This is a genomic window from Mesorhizobium delmotii, assembly GCF_900149755.1.
Classification (GTDB): Bacteria; Pseudomonadota; Alphaproteobacteria; order Rhizobiales; family Rhizobiaceae; genus Mesorhizobium; species Mesorhizobium delmotii.
The window spans coordinates 47,054-59,426 of record NZ_FUIG01000037.1 but is presented as its reverse complement, the minus strand read 5'-3'; the positions used below and the strand labels follow the sequence as shown (position 1 = coordinate 59,426).

The window sequence follows — 12,373 nt, the reverse complement described above, 5'->3', positions numbered from 1 at the left end:
CTGCGGCGGCCAATGGATTCCAAACTACATGTTAATACGATTTCCGCGTGCGGCCTGATATCGGCCATTGAGGTGACCGTTGCCACTGCCTGAAAGCAGACATTGTTGGCGACCACTCTGGAGGCCGCGGCTGCGCCATGAGCTGCCGTTCGCGGCGCTTCTCCAAACCGGTCGTTCGCTGTACCGCCGGAATCGACGCCATTGCAGACGTCGGCTATGCCTACTAGCGATGCACGCTGGAATGTCGATTTTAAGTTGCTAACTGGACGGCTCAGATGACTGCCGCAGGCGATGTTATTGCTTGGCTTCTCGATTCCGACCCAGCGATCCGCTGGCAGTGATGCGCGACCTCCTCGATACTCCGGAACCGGAGTGGGCGGCTGAACGGGCCAAGATCGAAACCATCGGCTGGGAGCCTTCTGGCTTGCCAAGACGAGGACGGCAATAGGAGGCAGGCTCTTTTGTCCCGCGCGGTTTCAAGCCTCAAGACTGGGAAAAGTTCGGCCAGCCTTGGACGGCAACAACCTTTTCGCTCTCGCAGCTTCGCGAGTTTGGTTTCGATCCATCGTCGGATCGTGCGAAGCGGATCGTCGAGCTGGTTGGCCTCAACTCGCGCTGGGATGAGGGTGGCCAGCCCTATTGGGAGGGGGAAGTTGAAAAGTGCATCAACGGGCGAACTGTTGCTGACGGTGCATATTTTGGAGTCGATATTTCATCCATTGTTGTTCGGCTGCCTGGCGAGCGTCTCGATGACGGCCGTTGGAATTGCGGGAGGGCCAATGGGTCGATCCGCTCGTCATTCCACACCACGATTAATGTGCTGGAAGGGCTGTTGGAGTCCGAGAAAGCGACCGGCGGCACATCCGAATCCAGAGAAGCTCGCAAATCTGGATAGTTGTACTTTTGGAGCGCAGCCTCTTTCGACGTCTAGCCTCCGGAAAGCCTGCGGACGACCAGTTTCTGTGTCTCCATCACCCCAACCGCTGGCACTACGACATACTGCGTACGCTGGACCATTTCCGTTCCGCGTCCAAGTTTACTGGTGCCGAACCCGATCCGCGGCTTGCCGAGGCCATCGCCCACCTCCGCTCCAAGCGCCTGGCAGACGGCACGGAACAGCGCGCTTGAAAGCGAACAGTGGAGGATCGCCTTCCACACCCCGACCGGACCTTCCCGAGATCATCAGGCAATCTGAAGTCTGAACCAACCGATCACGTGCGCCAGGAGCCGACTTCTGGCGGGCCGGATTGCAGGCGGCGAAGGCCTCTCTAAATGACTATTAAACCTTGTGCGGCGTCCTCAATATTTTTTTTGTTCGTCAATTTGATCACAACCCAGCGTACTTTTGCCGGATCGCTATCCGCTTTTTCAGTTGCCTCAGCAATCATCGGCAGTCTTGTTTTTTTCCCTGTCTTCGAATCATCGACATGGACTTTAATTTGATCGTCCGGTTGCGCGCCAGCCTGATCGAATGAGGCGTAGAATTCCAAGTTGGCCGTCAGAAGTTCATCGCCAACAATGTCAAAGTATCCAATGCCGCCCTTGACGATTTTTACAGGGCTTTCTTCCAGATAATGTATGTCTACAGCCATATGAAGTTCCTCCCTTGTTCCTGCCTCATGTTCGACGAGATCAATCGAGATCACCTGGTTTTCGTGGCGTCCATCCGCCTGATCTTGCCATCACGCCGCCCGATCTACCCATGCCGCCACCGGATCTACCCATACCGCCACCCGATCTACCCATGCCGCCGCCCGACCTGCCCATGCCTCCGCCATAGGCCTCTCCAGATAACAGGATTTGCTCGAGTGACCCCGTCTCTGCGTCCAACCTGAGCGAATGGTCGTTCTTGTCGTAAATCCATACTCTCATGTCCTTGGAGAAGGCTCCAATTTGCAAGCCTAGGCCCGTTCGCGCACTGGAGCCGGGAGCTCGGGACAGTCTTTTGTACTCAACTTCGCCGGCGGCATTGGTCGGGGGAGGGTCGTCGGGGTCAAGGCCGGCCCCATGGACGAGAAAAATCGCTGGTGGAGCCAGTTCATAAAATGCTCCTTCAAAGGAAAAAGAAAAAATCCGTGCCAAACGCGCGTCAGGGTGTTCCCTCCCAGCGGGACCAGCAACATGTTCGAGCTGGCGTCGCAGAAAATTGTTGTTTCCTGGTCTTGGTACCTGCAAGTTACCGTATATGCCGCCTCCTCTCAAAATCACGTCTTCAAGCAGCCGACCAAACAGATATACAGACGATACGCCAAGTAGTGTTTCATTATCTGACATGTTCCTCTCCACTCATTATTATCTAGCTAGACATCGACCTCGCTAACAGAACTCTTTCTCGATAGCTCATCTTCGGAAAATTAGATATATCTCTCGGCAGCAAGGTGCGCGCCGAATGGGAATGGCCGCGGCGCGGCCTATTATTGATCCGCCTGCCAGCGTGCAACTCGCCGATGCCCCGACGCCTGAAATTGCGATCGATGAGCCTTGAGAACTCACCCCCCGTCTCGACCTCGTCGACGGCGAGCATCGCCGTCGCGACATCTCCATAGTCCAGAAAATCGGGCCCCAGAGCCCATAGCGTTTCGGCGAGATACATCCCGACGACGTCGCGCGCATCGAGCAGCGCCTCGCGGAAGCCGTCAGTCCGGCGGGCGAAAGCGCGGTCGAATGCGTCCTGCAGCGGCGCCCGTGCAGCCGGATCGGCTTCGGCGACATCGGCGAGATTCTCGACCTCGGACGAGATCAGGCCTCGGGCAACCAAACTCTCGTGAAAGATATCGACCAGAATGTCGAATATCGCGCCGGTGAGCGGCTCCGACAGGTCGTGCTCGTTCTTCCAGCCGTGAACGAACTCGGCCATCGTCCGCTGGTTGTTCGCCGACCGTATCTGGCGATGCGGCGAGAACTCGGAAAAGCGCGCGAGACGGTTGGCGAGATAAAGGTTGCCGCGCGTCTCGTCCAGCACATTGTTGATCACCGACGGGAAATGCATGGCGGCGATCAGCGACACGCAGTCGGAGAAGGCTTCCTGGAAGCCGACATATTCGGGGAACTCTTTGCCCAGGCCTGGCACGCCCAGCACGGCGAAGGCTATCGCGTGGCCGACCTCGTGAGCGATGATGTCGAAGTCGAGGCTGAAAGGGAGGATACTTCCGTCCGTCTCGAACTGGCTGCCCACTTCGAGATAGCCGTAGCCGAACTGCGCATTGTTCCACGTCGGCAGAATCGAGATTTCCAGACGCTCATGGTGATCGCGGAAATGCCATGCAACCGACTGGCCGAGATAGCGTTCCCACACATCGAGCGTGAACCGCACGGAGCCGAAGAGATGCGCGGCCTCGAAGCCGGGCATCGATGGCTGGTAGTGATCGAAATTGCCGCGCTCGTCGGGCACTGCCGGCGCGAGGATAGTTCCTGTCCAGGGCGGCAGATAGATGAACGGAGTTCCCAAGGGCGCGCGGTTCACGCCATAGGGCCTGGTCTTGCCGACCGGCTCCACGACATACATTCGATCGTCCGACGGGCCGACACCGACGCTTCCGAGGGGCGATGAAACCGTGACGATTTCAGGGCACGCTCGAGCGTCCTCGAACGGAGGCTGGACAAAGAGCCTGAATCGGGTCGCCATCCCAGTACCCCCCCCCGAGCTATATTAGCTTAGCATAAATTAATCTTCGTTGCTTGGCGAGAACTTCGTAAGCAACGTAAGCCTTTTTGTTTGTCGGGCCTGCGAACGCGCGCCGGCCCCGCCCTATTCCGTGAGTTCTATCAGCCTGGGGTAGCGCGGGTGGCCGCGAATGGGCTCGAGATCGGAATCGTTCTTGAACCACAGCTTCATTTCCGTGCCGACCTGAGGCAACCAAGCCTCCAGCAGGTCGATCGACCGGTCGCTCTCACCCAGCAGCGCATAGGTGCAGGCGGCATTGTACTGGATGTTTATGTCGCCGGATTCGGTCGCAAGGGAGCGCTCCAGCCACGCCAATGCTCGATCGTGCTCACCGAGGAAGGCGAGCATGATCGCGCCAAGGCACCCGACATTGGCATTCTCCGGGTGGAGCCTTAGCTCCTCCTCGGCCTTCTCTATCGCGATCCGCGCATAGTTTTCGGCTTGATCGTTCTGCCCGAGCGAGCGGAAGACGTTCACGAGCATAACCGGCGCACCATAGTCCGTCGGCTTGATCTCCATTGCCCTCAGGAAATACGTCGCTGCCAGTTCGAACTGACCCCGGGTCACGCAGAACTCGGCATAGTACCGATTGGCCTCATGGCAGTTAGGATCGATGGCCAAAGCCCGCTCGAAGGCGGCAACCGCCTCGGCGCGGCGACCAGCGCCCGAAAGGGCGTGCCCCATGGCCGCATACGCTTCTGGCAGATTGGGGTCGATAGCCAACGCCTTTGCAGTGCTTGCCAGAATATCCTCGACCCGAATGTCGAAGCCAAATTGCGACCGGAGCCGCGTGTTGCAGACCGCGATGCCGGCATAGGCTCGAGCATAGCTCGGGTCGAGTTCGATAGCCCTGGCGAAACTTTGCCTGGCCATCAGGTGGTTTGCCTTCGACGCGATGTGGTAATACTCGCGGCCTCTCAGATAATGCGTATAGGCTTCGACATTCTCGGTCGGCGCTTGCTCGATAGCCTTCTTCTCCTCGGGAAGGAGTTTGACCTTGAGCTGCTCGACGATCGCCTTGGCGATCTCGTCCTGCACGGCGAAGATATCGGTGAGGTCGCGGTCGTAGCGGGCGGCCCAGACGTGGCCGTCGCTCGCCCCCTCGGTCAGTTCGGCATTGATCCTGACGCGGTTCCCGGCTTTGCGGACGCTTCCCTCGACCACATAGGCGACACCGAGTTCACTGGCGATGTGTTCCAGGTTCAGAGCGCGGCGCTTGCAGGCGAAGACGGTGTTGCGGCTGAGGACGAAGAGGCCCGAAACATTGGACAGATCCGTGATGATGTCCTCGGTGATGCCGTCGCTGAAGAACTCCTGGTCGGGATCGTTGCTCATATTGGCAAAGGGCAGGACGGCCACCGAAGGCTTGTCGGGGCGCGTCCCAATCTCGCCGGTCCGCATTTCGTTGCGCGAGGCGACATTCCCCCAATTCGCGAAATAGACATGCACCGGATGGGACATGTTCTTCACCGTCCTGGCACCCTGATCGGCGAAGTCCAGGTCGAGTTTGTTGCCGACCTCGTGGCGCACCGCCTCCGAACAGGCAATGCCGCCGGGTACGGCGAGACCTTGCAACCGGACTGCCATGTTCACGCCGTCGCCGTAAAAATCGTCGCCGTCGACGATAAAATCGCCGAGATTGATGCCCATCCGAAACTTGAAATGGCGGTCTTCCGGGATCCCGGCGTTGCGCTCTACCATCCCGCGCTGGATTTCTACGGCACAACGGGCGGCGTTGAGAACGCTGCCGAACTCGACAAGTAAGCCGTCGCCCATCACCTTGAAGATGCGCCCGCCATGCTTGGCTACAGTGGGATCGAAGAACTCGCGGCGATGCTGGCGAAGCGCGCCGAGCGTTCGCTCTTCATTTGCTTCCATCAGGCGACTGTAGCCTACCACGTCGGCAGCCAGGATCGCCGCCAGACGACGCTCAACCTGCTCCTCGGACATGCCGTCTCCGGAAAACGTCGATACTACACGATTTAACGGCGTACCGGCAACTAGTGGCCCACCGGCAATGCCACTGGAACGGCCCCTCAGGTGAAGGTTTTTCGATGTGGGCCGCAGCGCGAGGGTGCGGGCTGGGATCGACATCAACCCGCGTTGGAAAACCTCCCAAGCAGGAAGCCACGGGGTGCAGGGTGGATCCTATGGGGAAAGCGCGGGGCTGGCGGTGACCAGCGGGCCGACAGCAGCAATCGGGGTGGCCCAAAAGCTGCCGATGCTTTGCGCCCATCTCGGCCATCACACGACTACAAGCGGCCCGGCACGACGACGCTCTTCGCTGCCCTCAACGTGCTGGACGGCACGGTCATCGCGCAGAACATGCAGCGCCACCGCCATCAGGAGTTCATCCGCGTTCTTCGCCAAACTCACCCGGCGCAGGCTCAAGCACGGCGTCTTCCATTCCATTGTCGATCTTCAGCCGCCATCAACCGCTTCATCCGCGAATACAATGCCGAGAACCCGCGACCATTCATCTGGAAGCCAACCCCGATGACATCATCGCCGCCCGAAACCGCGGGTTCCAAACGTTGGAATCAATCCACTAGGTCGTGAGGCACGTACCTTCGAAAGGATGAATTCGGCTCTCAAAGGACGAACTTACAATGCCCATCGGCGGCCTCTAAGCTCACTTTGACGCGCTCTGCCCAAAACGGGTCTCCCTGCTGAGATCGCAATGCCCGACGCAAGAGGTCACTTCTCGAAGGCTATCAAATGAGTGATTTCGACTTACGAAGGCCCAACGCTCTAAGCTTCTTCCGGCTATTCTTTGCGTCGCTTGTTATTATATCCCACTCGCCGGAACTTATAGATGGGAACTCGAATCGTGAGGTGCTGAAGAACATCTTCGGTACGTTGACCTCCGGCCAGGTAGCTGTTTACGGCTTCTTCTTCATTAGTGGCTTCCTCGTGCTCGACAGCGCGATGCGAAGCAGCATCTACGCCTTTATGTCCAGACGTGTACTTCGTATAGTTCCGGGTTTTGTTGTGGCATACTTGATCAGCATTAGTCTGGTATTTTGGCTGGGAGGTGGTGACTTTGATGAACTATCTCCGAGCCAGTGGGCGGCTAAGCTTTCCAAAATGGCGCTCTTGCTGAACCCGGCGCAGGTAGGATCGGCGTTTGCCGGGTCCCATGCACCAGATGTTAATGGATCACTATGGACTATTGCATACGAGTTTCGCTGTTATGTGCTTGTGGCAATTGTGGTATTCTGTCTCGGTCGCGCCACGCTTGTCTTTTCGATCATTTCAGTGTCACTGGCCATAATCCTCGTTAGTTCCATTTCGCAAGGTGTCTACTTTCGCTACGACCTTGGAAACTTTGAGCCCATCGGTAACGTGGACGATGCCGTACGTTTTACCATGATATTTTCCATTGGGGCGTTGTTTCAGCTGCTCAAGGAGAATGTGAGGAGGAGCAATCGGGTAGCGCTTTTGTGCTGTATCCTTCTCATAGGCGGGATGTGCTCGGAACGGCTAGCGCCCCTGGCAGTGGGCGTGTTTGGAGGTTATCTGGTCCTGTATTTGGCGTTTCTGAACGAGAACAGCGTCTTAAATTCGATTAACCGAAGGAATGATATATCGTACGGCGTGTATCTCTACGCATGGCCGATTCAGAAGCTACTGATCATGTATGTTCCGGCAATCACGCCTACGCAGCTGACGATCTTGACCTTGCCTATAGCAGTCTGCGCGGGCTTTCTCAGCTGGCATCTTGTTGAGAAACGCGCGATCCATATGCGGCTGGCGATCCTCCGCACTGCATAGTTCGGCTGTCGTTGGGCCGGTGCCCATGTTTGAAGACGACCTCGGTCGAAGCCGACGGCTCCGCCCGTCGGATAGACGCGGTTTCGCTCGCCGGACCGCCAGCACATGCTCGACGTGCCAGTTCCCATTGGCGTAGGAGGCGGGCAGAATGGTTACCATAGTCCATCGATGCCATAAACGACGCGATCGCCCGGGCCTTGCGCTGAAGCCCTCGCGCCTGGCGTCGTCGAGTTCATAGATCACCTGTGGGCGGTGCGCACTTAGGACCGACCGCTTCGGCGAACACACAGATGGTGTCGAACTGTTGGGCCGAGCGCTCTGCTCAATCGCGGCAGCGCGTCTACGCATTTGAACCGGTGCCGCAAAGCGCCTACGAGCCGCCGGTCCAGCAGCCACTTGCATCGAACCTGAACGCAGGTGACGCCCTGCCGCCCCCACGCGGGCGCGCCGCAATCGATGTCGTAGAATACGCCCCGCGCAATATCTGGGTCGCTGTCTCGCGTTACGATCCTGAGGCCACCCGCCTCGCCACCAGCAATGCGTTGCGATTTGGAGAACAGATTGCGGAGCGTTACAGCCAGGTCACTCGGCCTCCTTCACTCCGCCCTTTGGGCTGGGTGCACCTGACGGCCGTTCGGGAAGAGAACGGCGGGCCTGACGGGCCCATTCCAATCCGACATGGGTTGGCCGTAGACCGATACGCTCACCGGGCGCTACGCTGAGGTCGCCGCATGCGCATCAAATCGGCCTACAAGCTGCGAGGCACTTGGCAACGCCGCCCACCGCTAAGGCTTAATGGCTCACGATCTTTGTGGAAACATGGACCCGCGTGCCTGGGCGCAGTTTCTGATAGACGGACTTGAGCCGTTCTGCGCGCGCCTCCCACGAATACAGCTCGACGGCACGCTTGCGCCCTTCGCTTCCCATTTCGCTTGCCCGGACCGTATCCTCCAGCATCGTGAGCAATGCCTGGGCGAGCTCGCCAGGAGCATCGACTTCGACCAGCATCCCGGTGCTGCCAGCTAGAATGGATTCACACATCCCGCCCACGCGCGTTCCCACCACCGGTATCCCGCAGGCCATGCCCTCCACGACCGATATTCCGAAGCTCTCGCTGAGTGACGGATTCACCACAATGTCGGCCTGATGGTACGTCGCTACGAGGTCCTTGTGGGGCACGTTGCCCACGAAGTGAACTCGATCACGTAACTCGTGGCGCTCGATGAGTTCCTCTAAATGTTCCCGATATTTGCAATTGCCCCAGCGATCGTAGAAACGGCTCAACGCGGTTACCCGCGGATCCGACGAGAGGCTGGTCAGGAAGTCCACCGGAAGCGGAGAATGCGGCCCTGCGATCCGAAGTTCCACGTCCGCGAACCTGGCCGCAACCTCACTGAAGGCCTCGATCAGTGTGTGAAGCCCCTTCTCTGGCGACACCCGCCCAACGAACAGGATGACACGTCGGGTTCTGGTGGATGCGGAAGCCCGCTGCTCGCTCGGCCGAAAGTAAGAAACGTCCACGCCATTACCGACAGTGGCAACGACGCCAGGATAGTCCGGGAATGCAGAACGAAAGGTCCTTGCGATGTGGTCGCTGACGGCGACCACCGCATCCACCACCTTGAGCTGACGGGCCACCTGATCGCGGTCACGCTGTGACAGCCACTCACACTGCATCTCAAGCACGAGCCGATGAGATGAGCTGGCTGCCTTCAGTTCCCGGCACCATGCCCAATAATTCATCAAATGGACGATATCTGGTTGATCGACAGCGAGGTAGCGACGAACCTTGTTACGATATTGCGAGTGGTCATCGGCCTTCCCTTCCAGCCGCAGCCAGCGCGCCAGGCGCGGAAACTGGTGGATGATCCGCTGCAGCGCGCGGTCACGCCGCGCCGCAGCCCGCCGCACCGCGAACGGCAGGTCCGCGGGCACCGTGTCGTCTCGATAATGCTTGCCATAGAGCGTAATCTGCAGGCCTTCGCCGAGCCGCAGCGCCGTATTGTAGACGATCAGACCGATTGAGTTTTGAACAGGCGGAAAAAGTCTATCGTACGGCTGGCCGACGTATACGAGCTTCATATCACTCCCCACCGTCAGCTCGTTCAGGCGACTCTTCTAAGTGCAGGGCGGTCTTCCGGTCGGGAGAGGTGGTCGGCGAGGCGGCGAATGCCCTCTTCGAGCGGCACCAGGGGACGGTTCAATATAGCCTTCATCTTGTTCGTGTCAGGACAGCGGCGCGTCATGTCGCCCTCCGCAAGGGGCGGTCGGAATTCCAACTTCGATGACGAGCCCAGCACGTCGATGACAAACTCGGCCAGCTGTCGAATGCTCATTTCCACGTCGCTGCCCACGTTGATCACTTCGTTCTCGTGCGCGCGCGTTCGATGAACCGCGATGCAAGCGTCAACCGTGTCGTCGACATAGCAGAAGGTGCGGGTCTGCGAACCGTCCCCGTAAATCGTCAGGGGCTCGCCGCGCTGGGCGGCACGCACAAATCGCGGCAGAACGAAATCCTCGCTCTGACGTGGTCCGTAGGTGTTGAAGAAGCGAAAAATGGTAAATGGCAGTCCAAACTCACGCTGAAAAGTGCGCAGATAGACCTCTCCAAGATTCTTCACCACTGCATACGGCAGACGAGAGTTAAGCGGCGTGGTGCTCTCGTTTTGAGGAATCTCGAAAGGCTCGCCATATACCTCCGATGACGAAGCGAAGTAGACACGCTCGGCGCCGGTGTTCTTGCATAGCCTCAGCACGTTCTCGATACCGGTGATGTCGCGCAGCACGAGCAACGGATTTGCCAAAGTCCGCTGCACACCGACCACGGCTGCGAAGTGGAAGACGTGGGTGAAATGGAAGCGGTAGAACAACGATGAGATGTCGTCGAAATCGTTCGCATCCGCCTTTACTACGGTCAGATTGCCCGCGTCTATTTGTACCTTGTCTCGACTTCCGGTCGACAGGTTGTCAGCGACGACCACCTGGGTCTGAGGTAGCTTGACCAACGCGCGAGTGAGGGCACTGCCGATATTGCCCGCTCCACCAGTTACCAGGATCGATTGCGTCATATTCCCCACCTCGACCGAACAGTTTAATCGACTGACGCAGTGTGCGTCCCTTCGCCAAACGCGGCATCTTCGATCTCGCGAGCGAAGGTGGCTCCCAGATCCTTTAGGATGTCGCTTGAAAGTTAAATGTGGCAGCGCAAGGTTTATTTGACAACGTGGCTTGGGGTAAGCATTTCGGCTGTTCTCCCAATGGTGCAATCCATGCTATTTTCAGCTCTGGGGTTGGCTAAGCGCATACATTTTGCTGATTGCTGTGGACTGCTTCCCCGCGGTAATTGAGGCGATCCTTTATTGTCGACATTGAAGCGAAAGTTGCCAGCATCTCATGCAGACTGCTCCAGACCTTCAGGAACTGGTTAACCGCATCCGAACGCGGGACTACACCGTTGGCATCATGGGCCTCGGCTACGTTGGTTTACCGCTCGCCATGATCTCGCTGGACGCGGGGTTCAAAGTCATCGGTTTCGACATCGACGCGTCTCGGGTTGCACTTCTTAACCGCGGAGAAACAGGCATAGATCATCTGCCTGGTGCTGCCATCAAAGTGGCTGTCGACAGCAAGCGGTTTCGCGCCACCAGCGATTTCGCCGACCTAAGCGAACCCGACGCGATCTTGATAGCGGTGCCAACGCCGCTCACCAAAAACCGGGAGCCGAACCTGTCGTTCGTCGAAAACAGCGCACGTGCGATCGCGGAGCGGCTGCGCCCTGGTCAACTTGTCGTTCTGGAGTCGACGACCTGGCCAGGAACGACGCGAGAGGTCGTGCAGCCGCTGCTCGAGGCGACGAATCTTTCTCTAGGAAAGGACTTTTTTCTCGCCTATTCGCCCGAACGGGTGGACCCAGGCAACGACGTACACACCACCGCCACAGTTGCAAAGGTGATAGGCGCCGACGACCCATCGTCCCTACAGGTTGCCAAGGAACTGTACGACCAGATCATCGTGCAAACCGTTCCCGTGGCCTCCACCGCAACGGCAGAGGCTGTGAAGCTGACCGAGAACATATTTCGCTCTGTGAACATTGCGTTGGTCAATGAGCTAAAGGTGATTTTTGACAGGATGGGCATCGACGTCTGGGAGGTGATCGAAGCCGCCAAGACCAAGCCGTTCGGATATATGGCGTTTTATCCAGGCCCCGGCCTCGGCGGGCACTGCATCCCGATCGACCCATTCTACCTGACCTGGAAGGCAAGAGAGTACGAAATAACAACACGCTTCATTGAGCTTGCCGGTGAAATCAACACGAACATGCCGCATTATGTGGTTGACCGCCTTGTGGAGGCCTTGGACCGGCGAGCCAGCCGCGGCCTGAGCGGTTCGCGGATCTTGGTGATCGGGATGTCCTACAAGAAAAACGTGGGTGACACACGAGAAAGCCCATCGTTGAAGCTGATCGACATCATGGAGCGACGCGGGGCAGTCGTTGATTACCACGACCCCTACGTACCGGAGATACCCGGAACAAGAGAGTACGCCACCCTGGCAGGTCGCCCCTCTGTGGATATCTGCGCTAGCAGTTTGGCATCGTATGATGCCGTTGTCATCTCGACAGATCATGATGCGATTGATTGGCAGAACATCACCAAGCACGCAAAGCTGGTGCTCGATACCAGAAATGCTTGTGCGCGCAGTCAGTCACGCACCGACAACGTCGTAAAGGCATGAGCGGCCCGACTTGCACACTGGTTTGGTCAATCTGCTATCGACAACGTCGAAAGGTCTTAACATGTCGAGCGGTTGAATTCATTCAGCGCATCGCATTTTCCCGGACTTGAGCGTCAAGGCATGAGCGCCGCGCAGCCGTGTAAACAGGTGGTGCCGGACGAGGTCGCTACGGTTCCATGCGGCGCCGGCCGATGCTCACCC

At 58.2% G+C, this 12,373-nt stretch carries 8 protein-coding genes and 2 pseudogenes; 4 read left to right on the top strand and 6 right to left on the bottom strand.

All coding sequences use genetic code 11. The features are described 5' to 3' along the window. Positions 1–275 precede the first annotated feature (275 nt). A pseudogene (locus BQ8482_RS39445) lies at positions 276–1,113 on the top strand (squalene cyclase); the annotation flags it as partial. A gap of 155 nt (positions 1,114–1,268) precedes the next feature. Here BQ8482_RS39445 and BQ8482_RS22015 read toward each other — a convergent pair. The 4 genes from BQ8482_RS22015 to BQ8482_RS22000 form a co-directional block, all read right to left on the bottom strand. Then, positions 1,269–1,646, bottom strand: a complete 378-nt coding sequence (locus BQ8482_RS22015; protein WP_133254811.1) for a hypothetical protein — start codon at positions 1,644–1,646, stop codon at positions 1,269–1,271. Continuing rightward, on the bottom strand, positions 1,633–2,274 hold the full coding sequence (locus tag BQ8482_RS22010; protein ID WP_123149557.1) for a hypothetical protein: 642 nt from the start codon (positions 2,272–2,274) through the stop codon (positions 1,633–1,635). Before BQ8482_RS22010 ends, BQ8482_RS22015 begins: the two co-directional genes overlap by 14 nt. A 22-nt stretch (positions 2,275–2,296) precedes the next feature. Next, positions 2,297–3,625, bottom strand: coding sequence for a gluzincin family metallopeptidase (locus BQ8482_RS22005; RefSeq protein ID WP_123149522.1), 1,329 nt, complete (start codon positions 3,623–3,625; stop codon positions 2,297–2,299). Positions 3,626–3,748: 123 nt separating this feature from the next. Further along, positions 3,749–5,614 carry an adenylate/guanylate cyclase domain-containing protein gene (locus tag BQ8482_RS22000; protein WP_123149521.1) on the bottom strand — a complete coding sequence of 622 codons (1,866 nt, stop codon included), beginning with the start codon at positions 5,612–5,614 and terminating at the stop codon, positions 3,749–3,751. A 273-nt stretch (positions 5,615–5,887) separates the two neighbouring features. Here BQ8482_RS22000 and BQ8482_RS21995 point away from each other — a divergent pair. Then, positions 5,888–6,216: pseudogene (locus BQ8482_RS21995) on the top strand (IS630 family transposase); the annotation flags it as partial. A 166-nt stretch (positions 6,217–6,382) separates the two neighbouring features. Beyond that, complete coding sequence (locus BQ8482_RS21990) at positions 6,383–7,438, top strand: acyltransferase family protein (protein ID WP_123149520.1); 1,056 nt, start codon at positions 6,383–6,385, stop codon at positions 7,436–7,438. 792 nt (positions 7,439–8,230) lie between these two features. Here BQ8482_RS21990 and BQ8482_RS21985 read toward each other — a convergent pair. Next, positions 8,231–9,520 carry a glycosyltransferase family 4 protein gene (locus BQ8482_RS21985; protein ID WP_123149519.1) on the bottom strand — a complete coding sequence of 430 codons (1,290 nt, stop codon included), beginning with the start codon at positions 9,518–9,520 and terminating at the stop codon, positions 8,231–8,233. Positions 9,521–9,543: 23 nt separating this feature from the next. Further along, positions 9,544–10,506, bottom strand: a complete 963-nt coding sequence (locus tag BQ8482_RS21980) for an NAD-dependent epimerase/dehydratase family protein (RefSeq protein WP_123149518.1) — start codon at positions 10,504–10,506, stop codon at positions 9,544–9,546. 325 nt (positions 10,507–10,831) lie between these two features. Between BQ8482_RS21980 and BQ8482_RS21975 the strand changes: the two genes are divergently transcribed. Further along, positions 10,832–12,172 carry a nucleotide sugar dehydrogenase gene (locus BQ8482_RS21975; RefSeq protein WP_123149517.1) on the top strand — a complete coding sequence of 447 codons (1,341 nt, stop codon included), beginning with the start codon at positions 10,832–10,834 and terminating at the stop codon, positions 12,170–12,172. Positions 12,173–12,373: the final 201 nt, after the last annotated feature.